Source organism: Allofournierella massiliensis, from assembly GCF_004345265.1.
Taxonomy (GTDB): Bacteria; Bacillota; Clostridia; order Oscillospirales; family Ruminococcaceae; genus Allofournierella; species Allofournierella massiliensis.
Genome location: NZ_SLUM01000003.1, coordinates 116,076 through 134,145 on the forward strand (window position 1 = coordinate 116,076; position 18,070 = coordinate 134,145).

The 18,070-nt window shown below is 63.4% G+C and carries 15 protein-coding genes; 13 read left to right on the forward strand and 2 right to left on the reverse strand.

All coding sequences use genetic code 11. The features are described 5' to 3' along the window. The first annotated feature begins 30 nt into the window (after positions 1–30). The 4 genes from EDD77_RS02585 to EDD77_RS02600 all read left to right on the forward strand — a co-directional run bounded on the left by EDD77_RS02585 (position 31) and on the right by EDD77_RS02600 (position 5,292). On the forward strand, positions 31–1,779 hold the full coding sequence (locus tag EDD77_RS02585) for a DEAD/DEAH box helicase (protein ID WP_058962781.1): 1,749 nt from the start codon (positions 31–33) through the stop codon (positions 1,777–1,779). Then, entirely contained in the window at positions 1,776–2,609 is an 834-nt protein-coding gene (locus EDD77_RS02590; protein WP_058962780.1) for a putative RNA methyltransferase, read from the forward strand. The genes EDD77_RS02585 and EDD77_RS02590 overlap by 4 nt, the downstream gene beginning before the upstream one ends. 166 nt (positions 2,610–2,775) lie before the next feature. Continuing rightward, positions 2,776–3,972: an FprA family A-type flavoprotein gene (locus tag EDD77_RS02595; RefSeq protein ID WP_058962779.1), complete on the forward strand. Its 1,197-nt coding sequence runs from the start codon at positions 2,776–2,778 to the stop codon at positions 3,970–3,972. A 528-nt stretch (positions 3,973–4,500) separates the two neighbouring features. Next, complete coding sequence (locus EDD77_RS02600; protein WP_058962778.1) at positions 4,501–5,292, forward strand: 7beta-hydroxysteroid dehydrogenase; 792 nt, start codon at positions 4,501–4,503, stop codon at positions 5,290–5,292. A 76-nt stretch (positions 5,293–5,368) separates the two neighbouring features. Here EDD77_RS02600 and EDD77_RS17975 read toward each other — a convergent pair whose 3' ends face one another. After that, positions 5,369–5,518: a hypothetical protein gene (locus tag EDD77_RS17975; protein ID WP_156417367.1), complete on the reverse strand. Its 150-nt coding sequence runs from the start codon at positions 5,516–5,518 to the stop codon at positions 5,369–5,371. A gap of 78 nt (positions 5,519–5,596) precedes the next feature. Here EDD77_RS17975 and EDD77_RS02605 point away from each other — a divergent pair, with 78 nt between their 5' ends. Then, complete coding sequence (locus tag EDD77_RS02605) at positions 5,597–6,661, forward strand: hypothetical protein (protein WP_058962777.1); 1,065 nt, start codon at positions 5,597–5,599, stop codon at positions 6,659–6,661. 1 nt (position 6,662) lies between these two features. On the opposite strand, the gene pdxR is transcribed toward EDD77_RS02605, so the two are convergent. Continuing rightward, positions 6,663–8,048 (reverse strand): MocR-like pyridoxine biosynthesis transcription factor PdxR, encoded by a 1,386-nt coding sequence (pdxR, locus tag EDD77_RS02610; protein ID WP_058962776.1) that lies wholly within the window; start codon positions 8,046–8,048, stop codon positions 6,663–6,665. Between the two features lie 239 nt (positions 8,049–8,287). Between pdxR and EDD77_RS02615 the strand changes: the two genes are divergently transcribed. The 8 genes from EDD77_RS02615 to dnaK all read left to right on the forward strand — a co-directional run bounded on the left by EDD77_RS02615 (position 8,288) and on the right by dnaK (position 18,015). After that, positions 8,288–8,860, forward strand: a complete 573-nt coding sequence (locus EDD77_RS02615) for an ECF transporter S component (protein ID WP_058962775.1) — start codon at positions 8,288–8,290, stop codon at positions 8,858–8,860. Between the two features lie 214 nt (positions 8,861–9,074). Beyond that, a complete protein-coding gene (locus tag EDD77_RS02620) occupies positions 9,075–9,965 on the forward strand; it encodes a diacylglycerol/lipid kinase family protein (RefSeq protein WP_058962774.1) in 891 nt (296 codons plus the stop codon). 207 nt (positions 9,966–10,172) lie between these two features. Further along, positions 10,173–11,741: an SGNH/GDSL hydrolase family protein gene (locus EDD77_RS02625; protein WP_058962773.1), complete on the forward strand. Its 1,569-nt coding sequence runs from the start codon at positions 10,173–10,175 to the stop codon at positions 11,739–11,741. 89 nt (positions 11,742–11,830) lie between these two features. Beyond that, complete coding sequence (locus EDD77_RS02630) at positions 11,831–13,588, forward strand: ABC transporter ATP-binding protein (RefSeq protein ID WP_058962772.1); 1,758 nt, start codon at positions 11,831–11,833, stop codon at positions 13,586–13,588. 128 nt (positions 13,589–13,716) lie between these two features. Beyond that, positions 13,717–14,259: a stage V sporulation T C-terminal domain-containing protein gene (locus EDD77_RS02635; RefSeq protein WP_058962771.1), complete on the forward strand. Its 543-nt coding sequence runs from the start codon at positions 13,717–13,719 to the stop codon at positions 14,257–14,259. Between the two features lie 218 nt (positions 14,260–14,477). Then, positions 14,478–15,506 (forward strand): heat-inducible transcriptional repressor HrcA, encoded by a 1,029-nt coding sequence (gene hrcA, locus EDD77_RS02640; RefSeq protein WP_058962770.1) that lies wholly within the window; start codon positions 14,478–14,480, stop codon positions 15,504–15,506. Next, complete coding sequence (locus EDD77_RS02645) at positions 15,503–16,108, forward strand: nucleotide exchange factor GrpE (RefSeq protein WP_058962769.1); 606 nt, start codon at positions 15,503–15,505, stop codon at positions 16,106–16,108. Before hrcA ends, EDD77_RS02645 begins: the two co-directional genes overlap by 4 nt. A 77-nt stretch (positions 16,109–16,185) precedes the next feature. Next, entirely contained in the window at positions 16,186–18,015 is a 1,830-nt protein-coding gene (gene dnaK, locus EDD77_RS02650) for a molecular chaperone DnaK (RefSeq protein ID WP_058962768.1), read from the forward strand. Positions 18,016–18,070 lie beyond the last annotated feature (55 nt).

An 18,070-nucleotide genomic window follows, 5' to 3' on the forward strand; every position in this document is an offset into this window, starting at 1 on the left:
CCGTTTGAACAAGCGATTATTTGGAGGACTATGAATTTTAGCGAACTGAAACTGACCCGCCCGCTGCTGAAGGCAGTGGAGGAGCAGGGGTATAAAACCCCTTCGCCCATTCAGGCCAAGGCGATTCCGCCGGTGCTGGCCGGGTATGACCTGCTGGGCTGCGCCCAGACCGGCACCGGTAAGACCGCCGCCTTTGCGCTGCCCATTCTGCAGCGGCTGGCCGCCAGCCACCCCTCCCACAAGGGAGTGCGGGCGCTGATTCTGACCCCCACCCGGGAGCTGGCCCTGCAGATCGACGAGTGCTTTGCAAACTACGGCCGCTACCTGAACGTGAGCCACTGCGTGGTGTTCGGCGGGGTGGGCCAGCAGCCCCAGGTGGACGCGCTGCGCCGCGGCGCGGACGTGCTCACCGCCTGCCCGGGCCGCCTGAACGACCTGATCGGTCAGGGCCATGTGGATCTGAGCCGGCTGGAGATCTTTGTGCTGGACGAGGCCGACCGGATGCTGGACATGGGCTTTGTGAACGACGTGAAAAAGGTGATCCGTCACCTGCCTGCCCAGCGCCAGAACCTGCTGTTCAGCGCCACCATGCCCAAAGAGATTGAGCAGCTGGCAAACAGCATTCTGAAAAAGCCGGTCACCGTGAAGGTGGACCCGGTGAGCAGCACCGTGGAGCGGATTGAGCAGGGCCTTTACTTTGTGAACAAGCCGGACAAAAAGCGGCTGCTGGCAAAGCTGCTGGCCGACCCGGCGGTGACCAGCGCGCTGGTGTTCAGCCGCACCAAGCACGGGGCCAACGCCATCGCCACCTTTTTGAACAAACAGGGCATCGGCGCGGCGGCCATCCACGGCAACAAGAGCCAGAGCGCCCGTGTGGCCGCGCTGGACAGCTTCAAGGCGGGCAAGATCCGTGCGCTGGTGGCCACCGACATCGCCGCCCGCGGCATCGACATCAGCGAGCTTTCCCATGTGTTCAACTTTGACCTGCCCGAGGTGCCGGAAACCTATGTGCACCGCATCGGCCGCACCGGCCGGGCCGGGGCCGAGGGCGTGGCCATCAGCTTCTGCAGCCCGGAGGAAAAGGAATATCTGGCGGGCATCGAAAAGCTGAACCGGAAAAAGATTCCGATGCTGGAGCTGCCGGAGCTGGGCGAGCGGGCGGAAACCGCCGCACCGGCCCGGCCCGCACCGCGCCCGGAGCGGGAGAAGGCAAAGCCCGAGCAGCCCAAACGGAAGGAAACAGCGAAACAGGCCCCGAACGAGCCTGCAAACCAACAGTTGGAGGTTACCATCGTGGAAGAAAAGAACACCCAGGCTGGCCAGCCCCTTTCGGCCAGCGCAAAGCGCCGCCGCCGCCGTCGGCGCGCGGCCGGTAAGGCTGCGGAAGCGGCAGCGCAGGAAAACGCAAAGCGGGAGGAGCGTGGCGAACGCCCGGAACGCCCCGAACGGAATGAACGCCCGGCGGAAAAGGCGCAAAAACAGCCTGCAAAGCAGGCTTCCTCCAGCCGGGAAAAGGCCCAGAGCGGCCGCGGCCAGCAGCGAAGCGCCGCCCGCCCCGAGCACAGCAGGCAGACCCAGCGGACTTCCGGCCGCAGCCAGCAGCAGAAATCTGCCCGGGCGGAAAAGCAGCCCCGGCAGGCGGCCCCGGCAAAGGACGAGGATCCGGGCCTGCTGCTGATCTCCCGCAAGCCCCCGGCCCAGAAGTTCGCCAGCTTTGAGGAGTACATGAAGAGCCACGGCGGCTTCTCCGAGCCCATCGAGGGCGAGGCGGAGGAATGAGCGGCTTTGTCTGCCCGGTGTGCGGCGGAAGGCTGACCGATGCGGGCGGCGCGGTGCGCTGCCCGGCCGGCCACAGCTTCGACCGGGCCAAAGAGGGGTATGTGAACCTGCTGCTTGTCAGCCGGATGCACAGCAAAATCCCCGGCGACAGCAAGGAGATGGTGGCCGCCCGCAACCGCTTTTTAAACGGGGGCGGCTACGCACCCTTCGCTGCCGAGCTGGCCCGCCTGTGCGCGGAGCTGGCCCGCAAAAAGGGCGGCGTGTTGCACATTCTGGATGCGGGCTGCGGCGAGGGCTACTACGACGGAGCCATCTGCGCCGAGCTGGAGCGGCAGGGCCTGCCCTTCCGGCTGGCCGGGTTCGACATCAGCAAGGCGGCGGTGCGGCTGGCAGCCAAACGGAAGCTGCCGAATGCGGCCTTCGCGGTGGCCAGCAGCTTTGCCGCCCCGGTGGAAAGCGGCTGGGCGGATGTGGTGCTGAACATCTTTTCCCCCTTTGCGGGGGAGGAGTTCCGCCGCTGCCTGGCCCCCGGCGGCCGGCTGATCTACGCGGTGCCCACGGCGGAGCATCTGATGGGCCTGAAGGACGTATTGTACGACGAGCCCTACGAGAATCCCTGCCAGCAGGTGGACTATCCGGGCTTTTCCCCCGCCGGGGAGACCCGGGCGGAGGACCGGATTACCGTGGAGGGGCAGGCCATCGGCGATCTGTTCGCCATGACCCCCTATTACTGGAAAACCCCGGCCGAGGGCAGCGCCCGTCTGGCCCGGCTGGAGCGGCTGGAAACCCCCATCGGGTTCCGCTTTTTGCTCTACGACCGGCAGGATTGACAAAAAAGCATCATTTTGTTGCCGCTGCAACAAAGAGGTGCTTTTATTCGCCGTATAATAAGGTGTATTTTAAAAGAAGGAGTGCAAAGCGGCCGTTGGCCGCGGCGCGCACGGCAAATCATATCAACAAGGCGGCCAGCCCGCCCGATAAAGGAGAGACAGAACAATGGGAGCATTACAGGCTAAGGAAAACATCTGGTGGGTCGGCGTACAGGACCCGGATCTGCGCGTGTTTGACATCGTGATGTACAGCGAGTACGGCACCAGCTACAACGCCTATGTGGTGAAGGGCACCGAAAAGACCGCCGTGTTCGAGACCGTGAAGGCCAAGTTCTTCGACCAGTATCTGGAGAACCTGAAAGAGGTCTGCGATCCCGCCACCATCGATTACATCGTGGTTGGCCACACCGAGCCCGACCATGCCGGCGGCGTGGAGAAGCTGCTGGCTCTGGCTCCCAACGCCACCGTTGTGGGCAGCGCCACCGCCCTGACCTTCCTGAAGGAGATCGTGAACCATCCCTTCAAGAGCCAGGCCGTGACCGAGAAGGATCAGATCGACCTGGGCGGCATGCACCTGGAATTCCTGAGCGTGCCCTTCCTGCACTGGCCGGACAGCATGTACACCTACATCCCCGAGGCCAAGGCTCTGTTTACCGTGGACTCCTTCGGCTGCCACTACGCCGACGACCGGGTATTCAACGACCTGATCGAGGGCGACTTCGAGGCTGCCTACAAGTACTACTTCGACAACATCATGGGCCCCTTCAAGCCCTTCGTGCTGAAGGCTCTGAACCGGATCAAGGATCTGGACATCGAGTTCATCGGCAACGGCCACGGCCCCGTGCTGCGCACCAACATCCAGCACTACTTCGATCTGTACCGCAAGTGGGCCACCCCCGTGAAGAAGGCTCCCGAGGATCGGAACGTGGTCATCGCCTACGTTTCCGCCTACGGCTACACCAAGCAGCTGGCCGAGACCATCGCCGAGGGCCTGAAGGATGGCGGCGTGCAGCACATCCAGATGTTTGATCTGGTCACCGACGACAACGCCGCTGCCAAGGCTGCGCTGCAGTCCTCCGACGGCTTCCTGCTGGGCAGCCCCACTCTGGTGGGCGACGCTCTGCCCCCCATCTACGAGATGCTGGTGGGCCTGAACCCCATCATCCACCGCGGCCTGCCCGCCGCTGCCTTCGGCAGCTACGGCTGGAGCGGCGAGGCGGTTCCCAACCTGACCGCCCGCATGGAGGCCCTGAAGCTGGGTCAGCCTCTGCCCGGCCTGAAGATCCGCTTCAAGCCCAGCGACGCCCAGCTGGCCGAGGCCCGTCAGTATGGCCGCGACTTCGCCGCCGCCGTGCTGAAGTAAGCACAAGCCCAAAAGCAAGAAAAAAGAACCGATGCGTTAGCCGGTGTGGCATAAGAAAACGACGGTTCTGCCTTAGGATTTTGGCGCACAAAATGTTCAAAGGGGCGGGCAAGCCACCAAGGCTTGCGCCGCCCCTTTTCGCACTTTCTGCATCCAAAATCCTGGGGCAGAACTGCACAGCACCGGAAAAGGGCCGATTTTGATGGGAGTGCAAGGAAAAGACCCGCAGGCACCCTTGGTGGTTGTCAAGGGGCTTTGACGCTGCAATCCTGCAAAAGCGGCCCTTTTCCGGCGCTGTTTTCTTATGTCACCCCGGCTGTTTTGCATCGGTTTTTTTGTGCAGCAAGCGCAGTCAGATAAAGTGATACAGCGGTGTGGTATGTAGAAAAAAGCGGCCGGAAATTCTACGTTTTGCACTTTGACTTCGATTGGTCAAAGTGGTATATTACTCTACACTGCAAACGGACCCCTGCAAAAAGTGGAAAAAACTGCCCGGAAACGGCAGAAAGAAAAAGGAGATTGTTCAACATGAATCTGCGCGAAAAATACGGCGAATGGGGCATCGTTCTGGGTGCCACCGAGGGCGTGGGCAAGGCATTCTGCGAGAAGCTGGCCCAGGGCGGCATGAACGTTGTGATGGTGGGCCGCCGGGAAGAGAAGCTGAAGGAGCTGGGCGAAAGCATCAAGCAGACCTACGGCGTGGACTACAAGGTGGTCAAGGCGGATTTTTCCACCCCCAACGCCACCGACGCCATCTTCGCCGCCACCGAAGGGCTGGACATGGGCTTCATGAGCTATGTGGCCTGCCTGCATTCCTTCGGCAAGATCCAGGATACCCCCTGGGAAAAGCATGAGGCGATGATCAATGTGAACGTGGTCACCTTCATGAAGTGCTTCTACCATTACATGAAGATCTTCGCCGCCCAGGACCGGGGCGCGGTGATCAATGTGTCCTCCATGACCGGCATCTCCAGCTCGCCCTGGAACGGCCAGTACGGCGCAGGCAAGGCCTTCATCCTGAAGATGACCGAGGCTGTTGCCTGCGAGGTGGAAAAGACCAACGTGGATGTGGAGGTCATCACCCTGGGCACCACCCTCACCCCCAGCCTGCTGAGCAACCTGCCCGGCGGCCCGCAGGGCGAAGCGGTGATGAAGATCGCCCAGACCCCCGAAGAGGTGGTGGACGAGGCCTTCGAAAAGCTGGGCAAGGAATTCTCGGTCATTTCCGGCGAGCGCAACAAAAAGAGCGTGCAGGACTGGCGCGCCAACCACACCGCCGACGAGTACATCCGCTACATGGGCTCCTTCTATCAGGAATAAGCACAGCAACCCCCAAACAAGCAAGCAAAAAGAACCGATGCAACCGCATCGGTTCTTTTTTGTGGCGTTTGGGGAATCAAAGATCGTCCGCGTCCTGCTGGGGCATCTCGCCGGGGATGGCGGGCATGCCGGTGTAGCTGCCCTCCGGGTCGTCCTTCGCGGGGCGGGCGGCCTTCAGCACCTGCTGCGCCGCCGGGGGGATGGGAACGGAATGCTGTTTTTTCATGGCAAAGCCTCCTTCTGGTATAGATTCTGCCCAAACAGCCCATGCTGTATGCGCAATCCATGAAAAGGAGCGATGTGCATGCAAAGCGGCCCAAAGGCCTTCTGGCTTTCGTTTTTTCTCACTCTGGCCATTCTCGTCCCGCTGCTGGGGGGCTTTGTGCTGTACGGCCTGTGGCAGCAAAGCACCGCCGCCCCCGCCCAGATCACCCAGAGCGGGGTGCCGGTGGCAAGTCCATCACAGGAAAACGACCACACCCTCTTCGTGGCGGTGGCCGCCGAGGAGCCCGGCTTCGTGCTGCTGCGGCTGGACGGAATGAACAATGTGATCCGCATCTGCCCGGTGCCCGCGGTCAGCGTGGTATCCGCCCCCGGCGGGCCCACCCTTCTGCGGGACAGCTACTCCAGCGCCGGCCCCGGCCGGGCGGCAGAGCTGCTGAGCCAGACATTGAACATTCAGATCGACCGGTATCTGGCCATCACCCCGGCCAGCCTGGGCACTGCCTGGAACGGCATGGAGCCGCCCCGGGTGAACCTGACCGGCCTGCTGGAGCCTCAGGAACTGGCGGCGCTGGGCCTTTCGGAGGATCCGGTGGTGAGCCTTGCGCCGGAGTCCGCTTCGGAATTTCTGGCAAAGCTGAAGGGCGAGGGCGTGCCGCCCGCCCGGCTGGAGCGCATCCGGGGCGCGGTGTGGGACGCGGCTCTGCGCCAGCAGCTGCCCGGCCTTTCCACCACCCTGATCGAGGGGCTGCGCAAGGCCAGCAGCACCCTGCTTTCCAACCTGACCCTCACCGATCTGTACGACATGCAGGATACGCTGGAGTTTCTGGCCCGCCAGCAGGCCCAGGTGGAGGCCCAGGTGGTGCCCGGCCGGTGGGAAGGGGAGGAGCGCTACGAGTTCACCGAGGACAGCGTCGCCTTTGCCCGGAGCTGGTTTTGCCAGCGTGAGCAGGAAACGGAAAGCCCCGCGCTGGCAACGCCCGGGCCCTCGGCAGGCGCTGCCGGGGCAAGCCCCAGCCCGTCGGCGGGCCCCACCGCCAGCCCTTCGGCACAGGCAGGGCCAAGCCCGTCGCCGGTCGGCAGTCCTTCTTCTTCCGCCAGCCCTGCGCCCCCGGTGAGCGGGGCCCCGGCGGGGGCGCTGGGATAAATCAGGCCCAGAGCCGGGCCAGCAGAGCGGCCAGCGGTTCGATCTGGCCGTCCGCCAGTGCGCCGTAGCCGGCCACCAGCGTGTTCGGCGGGCAGGAAGCGGTGGTGCAGTATTCCGAAAGACCGGTGATCCGGATTCCCTCAGCCCGGGCACGGCGGACAAGCTCCGCTTCGCCCGGGCCGTTTTTTACCTGCAAGAGCAGATGCAGGCCGGTGTGCTGGCCGGAAAAATGCAGCCGATCCGGCCCGAAGGCGGTGTCCAGCGCGCCGGTGAGGGCCTGCATCCGGGTGCGGTATTTTCCCCGGCAGCGGGCCAGATGGCGGGTGAAGTGGCCCTCCTGCAAAAATACCCGAAGCGTCTGCTGCTCAAACCGGCTCACGGTGGAGGAGTAAAAGCCGAACTGCTCCACAAAACGGGCCAGCAGGTCCCGGGGCAGCACCATGAAGGCGATGCGGATGCTGGGGGCAAGGCTGCGGGAGAAGGTGGAAAGATACACCACCGGCCCGCCGCTGCCCGCCATGCCCTGCAGGCTGGGCAGCGGGCGCAGGGCAAACCGGAACTCCGAGTCGTAGTCGTCCTCAAGGATGTACCGCCCCGGGGCGGCCAACGCCCATTGCAGCAGGGCCGCCCGCCGCCCGGCGGGCATCACCGCGCCGGTGGGGAACTGGTGGCTGGGGGTCACATAGGCCAGCCGGGCATTGGTTTCGGCCAGCTTTTCCACCACAAGGCCCTGCCGGTCCACCGGAACCGGCACGCAGGGCACGCCGCTGCTTTGCAGAATGCGCCGGGTGCGGCCGTAGCCCGGGTCCTCCACCGCGGCCGGGCCCTCCACCAGCCGGGCCAGCAGACCCAGCAGATATTCCACACCGGCGCCCACCACGATCTGATCCGGCGCGCAGTCCACCGCACGATAGGCGTGCAGATAATCTGCAATGGCGCTGCGCAGATCTTCGTCCCCCTGGGGGTGGCCGTGGCTCAGCAGCTGGGGCTGGGAATAAAGCAGCTCCTTCTGGATGCGGCCCCAGGTGCGGAAGGGGAAGAGGGCGGTGTCGATGCCGCCGGTGGAAAGGTCGTACCGCCACACCGGCGCCTCGGCGGGCCGGGGCGCGGGCGCGGGGCCGGGCAGAGCGGTTTTGGGGCCGGTGTAGTGCTGCACAAAAAAACCGGACCGGGGCCGTGCCTCCAGATAGCCCTCCGCCACCAGCAGCTGGTAGGCGGTGTCCACCGTGTTCACGCTCACCGAAAGCTCCGCCGCAAGGCTGCGCTTGCCGGGCAGCCGCTCGCCGGGGGCCAGCTCCCCGTGGCGGATCTGGGCCACGATGGCCCGGTACAGCTGGTCATACAGCGGCCCGCCGGGGTCCGAGGCCGCAAAGGAAAGCTGAAACATATTCCGCAGCTCCTTTCTTTTTGCGCGTTAAAGTGATAAAACTGACCCCATAAAAAAGTTCTGTTCTGGATATTATCATGGGGCCAGTATCCGGTATAATATGAGCATAGAGAACGGGGCGAAAAAAGTCAAGGCAATCCCGCACAATTCCGCAGGGTGGAGCGCGCCGGAGCCTGCGGAACCGGATGTGCGGTGGTGCCGAAAAAACAAAAATCGCGGCCCCGCCGGGAGGCATACCTATGGAAAAGAAATTTTGGAGCGTGCAGCGGCTGGCGGTGTTCGGTCTGATGAGCGCGCTGGTGTTCGCGTCCAGCTGGATGCAGATTCCCATTGGCGATGTGAGCCGGGTGCATCTGGGCAACGGCTTCTGCGCATTGACCGGCCTGTTGTTCGGGCCCTGGGTGGGCGGCCTTGCCAGCGGCATGGGCAGCATGCTGTTCGACTTCACCAACCCGCTGTACATTGCCGAGAGCTGGATCACCTTCCTGACCAAGTTCTTCATCGGTTTTCTGGCCGGGCTCATCGCCCGCCGGGGCACGGGCAAAAGCCCGGCGGCCCAGCGCGTGTGGGATATTGTGGGCGCGGTGACCGGTACGCTGGCCTATGTGGTGCTGTATCTGGGCAAGAGCTTCATTGTGATGTATTTCATCGAGCGCCAGACCCTTGGCGCGGTGCAGGTGCAGCTGGTGACCAAGCTGCTGAGCAGCCTGATCAATGCGGGCGCCGGCGTGCTGGTGGCTGTGATCCTGGCCGGGGCGCTGCGCCCGGCCCTCAAGCGGGCGGGGCTGTTCCGCAAACAGCTTTTGTGCTGAGGCGGCTCACCGCACCGGAGAGGTTCCGGCACACGCCACTGGCTGAAAAATTGAATGGTTCCCCTTTCGAAAGGCGGGCCGCCGGGATTGTTCCGGCGGCCCGCCTTCGCTGTTTCGACACCCCCTGTTTGACTTTTGCCCGCCTGCCACTATAATAAAAGGTATCTTTGCATTCGGCCCGGTACCGGCGGGCCGGGGAACGGAGGGCACGGCAATGGAACATCGGCACCAGGTGCTTTTGATTTATAACGGCGCTGCGGGCAAGCGGCGGGTGGCGCAGGAGCTGGAATCCATCCTCACCGGTCTGACCCGGGCGGGGTGTATGGTCACCGCCTGCCCGGTGATGGAGGGCTGGAGCGCGGCACAGCTGCTGGCGGCATACCCCGGCCGGTTCGATGCGGTGGTCTGCTGCGGAGGCGACGGCACCCTGCACTACACGGTGAACGACGTGATGAACGCGCCCCGGCCGCTGCCGGTGGGCTATCTGCCCTTTGGCTCCACCAACGACTTTGCCGCCTCGGCCGGGCTTCGCCGCCCGCTGGAGGAAAACTGCGCCGCCATTGGAGCAATGGCACCCCGGCCGCTGGATCTGGGCCGGTTCAATGAGCGGCACTTCTGCTATGTGGCCGCCTTCGGCATGTTCACGGCGGTGTCGTACCAGACGCCGCAGGCCACCAAAAACCTGCTGGGCCACTTTGCCTACGTGCTGGAGGGGGTGCTGCGGCTGGATCTTTCCCAGGGCTGGCGGGCCACCATTCAGGTGGACGACCGGACGCTGGAGGGGGAATTCTGGTACTGCTCGGTGAGCAACTCCCGCTACATCGGGGGCATGGCGGTGCCGGAGCAGAACGCGGTGCAGCTGGACGACGGCCTGTTCGAGGTGATGATCCTGCGCAAGCCCCAGACCCTGCCCCAGGCCCGGCGGCTGGTGACGTGCCTGATGAGCCAGAAGCCGGACGGGGAGCTTTTGTATCTGCTGCAGGCGCGGCGGGTGCGGGCGGTGTTCGACGAACCCACCGGCTGGACGCTGGACGGCGAAGCCAGCCCCCAGGTGCGCGAGGCGGACATCCGGGTGGAGCCCGGCCGGCTGGAGCTGCTGGTATAAAAATACAGAAAAATGCGGGAAAGCCGGTGGCTTTTCCGCTTTTTTGGCCTCAAATGGGGCAAGCGGGCCGAAATGTGGGCAAAAAAGGTGAAAAATTTACGCGGATTGGCGTTTTTTTCACGGATTGTTTGCGCCCCGGGGGAAAATAGTGTAAAATAGCTTGGTACGAGTAATTTTCCCGACTGAAAAAAGAAAGGTGAACGAATCGTGGCATCCAATCGTAAACAGGCGCCCTGGCAGAAAAAGCTGCGGGCGCTGCTTCAAAAACCGGCGGCACTGCCCATTCTTGCGGCGGTCTGCGGTTTGATTATCGTGGCCATCGCGGCCATTGTGGTATGGTTTACCGTGCTGGGCGGCAAGCCCGCCGAATCCGGCAGCACCAGCTGGTCCGAGCCGGCCAGCGACGCTTCCTACGACGCCACCGCCGACAAGGTGGACGTGGACGCCTACAAGGGCACCGTGCTGCCCGAAACCGAGGACGCCGGCCAGGAATATCTGGGCGAGACCCTTTTTCTGGGCGACTCCAACACCGTGCGCTACATGGTCTATGGCCCGGAGGGCAGCGACGAGCCCTTCACCACCATCGACAACAACATCGGCGTTGTGAGCATGGGCGTGCAGCAGATCAGCAGCCTGAAGTGCGAAAACTTCGTGGGCCGCTCCTCTGCGGTGACCATGCCCGAGGCGGTCAAGATCATGCAGCCCCGCCGGGTGATCATCGGCTTCGGCACCAACAACCTGACCATGGATGTGGACACCTTCATTGAGGAGTACAAGGAAGGTCTGGCCGCCATCCACGAAGCCTACCCCTATGCGGACATCATCGTCAACGCCATCCCCCCGCTGGACAAGCAGCGCAGCAACACCGCGCTGAGCATGAAGCAGGTGGATGCGTTGAACAGCGCCATCGTGAAGATGTGCGAGGAGGAAGGGTATAAGTATCTGGACAGCAGCCAGGCTCTGGAGGATCCGGAAACCGGCTGGGCCAGGACCGATTACACCCTGAGCGACGGTGTGCACCTGAGCCAGAACGGCGTGCGCGCCCTGTTCGACTACATCAAGACCCACGCCTACATCACCGAGGATACCCGTCCCAAGCCCCTGAACAAGGTGCCCCAGGTGCAGGGCGTTACCCCGAACCTGATCACCAGCGATCCCATCGCGGTGCGGGGCGAGAACGGCCAGGCCACCACCAAGGTGCCCGTGGAATTCGTGTGCAGCGAGGGCGGCCACCTGAGCGGCGCCACCAGCCAGATGGTGGCCAAGGGCGGCACCTGCAGCACCGTGACCGCCGTGCCCGATGAGGGCTGGGTGTTCGCGGGCTGGGCTGCCACCATCGGCAGCACCGGCGGCAGCGGCGAGAGCCTGACCTTTACCGTGCCCTCCAACGCGGACGCCAACGGCGTAATCCTCACCGCCTACTTCGAGCAGGTGGAGGCGGAGCCCACCGCAACCCCGGAGCCCACTGCTTCGCCCAGCCCGAAGCCTACCCAGGCTCCCACCGCCGCGCCGACCACGGCTCCTTCTGCAGTTCCTACAGCAGTTCCCACAGCTATGCCCACTGCGGTACCTACGGCTGTACCTACGGCTGCTCCAACCGCTGCGCCTACGGCAGCACCTACCCCGGCGCCCACACCGGAACCTGTACCTACCGAGCCCCCTGCAACGGAAGCTCCGGCCAGTGAACCTGCGGTGACCGTGCCGGACAATTCCACCCCTGCCAACGCGGCGCCCGCTCCGGAAGAGAACGCCAGCACCGCTTCCGTGGAGGGCTGAACCTGATCAAAAAGCGAAGAGGTCACCTGACCTCTTCGCTTTTATGTGTAATTCCCCAAAATCCAACAAAGACGAGGACAGAATAACTTATGAACACCCAAGCCAAAAAGCAGGGCCTGATGCGGCGCTTCTGGCCCTACCTGCGCAAGTACCGGCATATCCTTTTGCTGGATCTGTTCTGCGCGGCCCTTACCACTCTGTGCGACATGGTGCTGCCGCTGATCATGCGCTACCTGACCAACACCGCCACCACCGATCTGGCGGCGCTCACCGCTCAGGTGGTGCTGCAGCTGGGCGCCGTGTATCTGGTGCTGCGGCTCATCGACGGCGCGGCCAACTATTACATGGCGGACATGGGCCATGTGATGGGCGTGTATGTGGAAACCGACATGCGCCGGGATGCCTTTGCCCATCTGCAGAAGCTGGGCCATACCTATTATTCCAACACCAAGGTGGGCCAGATCATGGGCCGCATCACCAACGACCTGTTCGATGTGACCGAGTTCGCCCACCACTGCCCCGAGGAATTCTTCATCGCGGCCATCAAGATCACCGCCTCCTTCGTGATTCTGTGCCAGTCCAGCGTGGCGTTGACCCTGATCCTCTTTGCCTGCGTGCCCCTGATGGGGGTGGTGTCCACCTTCATCAACCTGAAGGTGCGGGCGGCCTTCCGCCGCCAGCGGGTGCAGATCGGTGAGCTGAACGCCCGCATTGAGGACAGCCTGCTGGGCGAGCGGGTGGTGAAGGCCTTCGCCAACGAGGAAGTGGAGAAGGAAAAATTTGAGAAGGACAACGCCGCCTTTCAGGCCATCAAGAAGCAGAGCTACCGCTACATGGCCGCCTTCCAGACCAGCACCCGCCTGTTCGACGGTCTGATGTATCTGGTGGTGATCGTGGCCGGCGGCCTGTTTCTGGTATACGGCAAGATCGATCCGGGCGACATGGTGGCCTATATGCTGTATGTGACCACCCTCATCGCCACCATCCGCCGCATTGTGGAATTTGCCGAGCAGTTCCAGCGGGGCATGACCGGCATCGAGCGCTTCTGCGAGATCATGGACGCGGACGTGGAAATCTTCGATGAACCGGACGCCAGACCCCTGACGGTGACCGAGGGCGCCATCCGGCTGGAGGATGTGAGCTTTGAATACCCGGACGACCACAATCAGGTGCTGCGGAATGTGAACCTGTCCATCCGGCCAGGCGAAAAGGTGGCGCTGGTGGGCCCCTCCGGCGGCGGCAAGACCACCCTGTGCAACCTGATTCCCCGGTTCTACGATGTGACCAGCGGCCGCATCCTGATCGACGATCAGGACGTGCGCAGCGTGACCCTGAAGAGCCTGCGCGGGGCCATCGGCGTGGTGCAGCAGGATGTGTATCTGTTCAGCGGCACCGTGTACGAGAACATTGCCTACGGCAAGGTGGGCGCCAGCCGGGAAGAGGTGATCGCCGCCGCAAAGCTGGCGGGCGCCCATGAGTTCATCACCCAGCTGAAAAACGGCTACGATACCTATGTGGGCGAGCGGGGCGTGAAGCTGTCCGGCGGGCAGAAGCAGCGCATCTCCATTGCCCGGGTATTTTTGAAGAACCCGCCCATCCTGATTCTGGACGAGGCCACCAGCGCGCTGGACAACGAGAGCGAGGTGCTGGTGGGCAAGAGCCTGGAGAAGCTGGCCAGGGGCCGCACCACCCTGACCATCGCCCACCGGCTGACCACCATCCAGCATGCGGACCGCATTCTGGTGCTGGGGGCCGAGGGCATCGAGGAAGAGGGCACCCACGAACAGCTGCTGGCAAAGCAGGGCGTGTACTACCGGCTGTGGAACGGCATGGTAGGCGCGGAATAAATAACGTTTTGAGCAGAGCCCCCGGGCGGCAGTTCGCCGCCCGGAGGCTTTTTTCGCTTGCGGGTGCATAAACTGGAAATTCTGGCAGATACTACGAATTACAATACCAATCCAAAAAGGAGTCTGCCATGAAAGCAACAGGAATCGTGAGACGCATCGACGATCTTGGCCGGGTGGTGATCCCCAAGGAGATCCGCCGCACCCAGCGCATCCGGGAGGGCGACCCGCTGGAGATCTTCACCACCGGCGCCGGGGAGGTCATCTTTAAAAAGTATTCCCCCATGGGCGAGCTGGCGGGCTTTGCCGCCCAGTACGCCGAGGCCCTGCACAAAATACTGGGCCTGACCGCGCTGGTCTGTGACCGGGACAGCATCATCGCCGCCGCCGGCGCAGCAAAGCGGGAGTATCAGGAGCGGGGCGTGAGCATCCCGCTGGAGCGCATCATGGACCGGCGCAAGCCCTTCTGGCACAGCGGCAAAGCCGAGGAGTGCGTGTTCCCCTGCGAGGGGGCCGACCGGCACATTCTTGCCGCCTGCCCGCTGCTGGCCGGGGGCGATGTGGCCGGCGCGGTGCTGCTGCTCTCGGCCGACAAGAGCGCCCGCCCCGGCGAGCCGGAGCAGGCCGCATTGCAGATTGCGGCGGCCTTTCTGGCAAAGCAGGTGGAGGCCTGAAGCGCCAGTTTTTCGGCTCCCACGCCCCTGCGGGGCGGCGGGAGCCTTTGTTTTGCCCTGCCCAAGCAGGGGAATTATGGCAGATTGTGAACAAAGCATGAAACTTTTAAAATTTTTGCGCACCCCCTTGACAGCCGTATAAAATGGAGTAAAATAGACTTAGCACTCGGGAACATAGAGTGCTAAAAAAGAGCAAAAAGAGGTGAGGACCTGTGCCGATGGATGATCGAAAGCAGCGCGTGCTGGAAGCGATTGTTGCCCTGTATACCCAGGGCGGCGAACCGGTAGGCTCGGGTCTTTTGAGCCAGTATCTGGACATGGCGGTCTCCAGCGCAACGCTGCGCAACGAGATGGCCGCCCTCACCAAGCTGGGCCTGCTGGAGCAGCCCCACACCAGCGCGGGCCGGGTGCCCAGCGCCAAGGGCTACCGGTATTATCTGGATCATCTGATGCAGCCCAAGGCGGGGCTGAGCGCCCGCCAGAAGGCCCAGATCGACCAGGTGTTCGCCCGGCTGGACTACGAGCCGGATAAGCTGGCGGAGGGCGCGGCCAAGGCGCTGACGGAGCAGACCGGTTACACGGTGGCCGCCACCACCCCTCGGTCGGACGATCTGCGCATCGCCCATTTCGAGGTGGTGCAGGTGGGCCGGTATTCCGCCGCGGTGCTGGGCGTGACCAGTGCTGGCGGGGTACGCACCCGGGTGGCCCGGCTGGAAACCGGTTTTTCCCGGCAGGACGCCCAGCTGGTTGCCATGGCCCTGAACCGGGGGCTGGCCTTTGTGGCCCCGGCGGATCTGAGCGCCCAGCGGCTGGCGGCTGTGACCGCCAGCATGGGCGAAAAGGGCCCGGCGCTGTATCCGGTGGTGCAGGCCGCCGCAGCGCTGCTGTGTGAGGCCGCCAAGGCCCGCACCTATCTGGAGGGCCAGCAGTATCTGCTGCGCTGGCCCCAGCTGGAGGGCTGTTTGCCCGGTGTGCTGGAGCTGTTCGCCGATCAGGAAAAGGCGGGCCGGTTCATCACCCCGCCCACCGGCCGCACCTCGGTGCTGCTGGGGGAGGACATGGAAAACCCCATGCCCGGCCTCTGTGTGATGGGCAAGCGGTATCTGGCAGGCGGCGGGCTCACGGGAGCCATCGCGCTGCTGGGCCCGGTACGGATGCCCTTTGAACAGCTGATCCCCATTCTGGAATATTATGCCTTGAAGCTCGGCGAATGTATGGCCGGCAAGGCGCAGGAGGACAATACATGAGCGAAGAGATGAAAAACCCCGCGCAGCAGCCCGAAGAGCAGCCCGCGGAGGAAACCAAAGCCGCTGAAACCGGCGCCCCGGAAGAAAACGCCGGGCAGGAGCCGAAAAAGCACGGCAAGGAAAAGAAAAAGGATCTGGCCGCCGAGCTGGAGGCCGCAAAGGCAGCAGCCGCTGCCGCCGAGGCCGCGCTGAGCGCCGCCAAGGATCAGCTGCTGCGCACCGCCGCCGAGTACGAAAACTTCCGCAAGCGGTCCGCCCGCGAGCAGGACGCCGCCTTCAACAACGGCGTGGGCTTCGCGGTGAGCCAGATTCTGGCCATTCTGGATACGCTGGACATGGCGGCCAACGCCCCCACCACCGACGAGAACTACAAAAAAGGCGTGATGATGACGCTGGACAAAGCGGCCGCTGCCTTCAAGGTGCTCAAGGTGGAGGAGATCCCCGCACTGGGCCTTCCCTTTGACCCGGAGGTGCACAGCGCCGTGATGCAGCAGCCCGCTGCCGAAGGGCAGGAGAGCGGCACCGTGGTGCAGGTGTTCCAGAAGGGCTATAAACTGGGCGACAAGGTCGTCCGCCATGCTACCGTTGTGGTGGCTGAATAAGCAGAAAAGCCAACCGGCTTTTTGATAAAAACAATCAACTTCATTCTGATACGATTCGAGAAGGAGAGGAATAGATTATGAGCAAGATTATTGGTATTGACCTGGGTACTACCAACAGCTGTGTATCCGTTATCGAGGGCGGCGAGCCCGTTGTGATCGCCAACGCCGAGGGCGCCCGCACCACCCCCAGTGTGGTGGGCTTCACCAAGACCGGCGAGCGTCTGGTCGGCCAGGTGGCCAAGCGCCAGGCCATCACCAACCCCGAGCGCACCGTGAGCTCCATCAAGCGTCACATGGGCACCGACTACAAGGTTTCCATCGACGGCAAGGACTACAACCCCCAGCAGATCAGCGCCATGATTCTGGCCAAGCTGAAGGCGGACGCCGAGGCCTACCTGGGCGAGACCGTTTCCGAGGCCGTGATCACCGTGCCCGCTTACTTTAATGACAGCCAGCGTCAGGCCACCAAGGACGCCGGCACCATCGCCGGCCTGAACGTGCGCCGTATCATCAACGAGCCCACCGCTGCGGCTCTGGCTTACGGCGCCGACAAGGACAACGACCAGAAGATCATGGTTTACGACCTGGGCGGCGGCACCTTCGATGTGTCCATCATCGAGATGGGCGACGGCGTGACCGAGGTTCTGGCCACCAACGGTGATACCCACCTGGGCGGCGACGACTTCGACCAGCGCATCATCGACTGGATGGCCGACGAGTTCCAGAAGGAGAACGGCATCGACCTGCGGGGCGACAAGATGGCTGCTCAGCGCCTGAAGGAAGCCGCCGAGAAGGCCAAGATCGAGCTGTCCGGCGTGCCCAGCACCGCCATCAACCTGCCCTTCATCACCGCCGACGCTACCGGCCCCAAGCATCTGGATATGACCCTGACCCGCGCCCAGTTCGACAAGATGACCGCCGATCTGGTGGAGCGCACCATGGTTCCCGTACGCAAGGCTCTGCAGGACGCCGGCCTGCGCCCCAGCGATCTGGGCAAGGTTCTGCTGGTGGGCGGTTCCACCCGTATCCCCGCCGTGCAGGAAGCCGTTAAGAAGGAGATGGGCTGCGAGCCCTTCAAGGGCATCAACCCCGACGAGTGCGTTGCCATCGGCGCTGCCATTCAGGGCGGCGTGCTGAACAAGGAGGTCGGCGGCATCCTGCTGCTGGACGTTACTCCTCTGAGCCTGGGCATCGAGACCCTGGGCGGCGTCTGCACCAAGATCATCGAGCGCAACACCACCATCCCCACCAAGAAGAGCCAGATCTTCTCCACCGCCGCCGACAACCAGCCCAGCGTTGAAGTCAACGTGCTGCAGGGCGAGCGTGAGATGGCTGCCGACAACAAGAGCCTGGGCATGTTCAAGCTGGACGGCATCCCCGCCGCTCCCCGTGGCGTGCCTCAGATCGAGGTTACCTTCGACATCGACGCCAACGGCATCGTGCATGTAAGCGCCAAGGATCTGGGCAGCGGCAAGGAGCAGAGCATCACCATCACCGCTTCCACCAACATGAGCAAGGACGACATCGACAAGGCCGTTCGTGAGGCCGAGCAGTTTGCCGCCGAGGACAAGAAGAAGCGCGAGGAGATCGACACCCGCAACGGCGCCGATCAGCTGGTGTTCCAGACCGAAAAGACCCTGAACGAGCTGGGCGACAAGGTGGACGCCTCCAAGAAGGCCGAAGTGGAAAGCAAGCTGGCTGAGCTGAAGGAAGCTCTGAAGGGCACCGACATCGAGGCCATCAAGGCAAAGCAGGAGGCTGTGCAGAAGGCCTTCTACGCCATCAGCGAGGAGCTGTACAAGAACGCGCAGGCTGCTCAGGGCGCACAGCCCGGTGCGGACGCGGGCGCTGCCAACGGCGGCAAGCCCGACGACGGCGTGGTTGACGCGGACTTCAAAGAGGTATAAAATAATACTCTCAGCCGCCCCGGCCCAGGCTGGGGCGGCAATTTCTGGTTGTGCG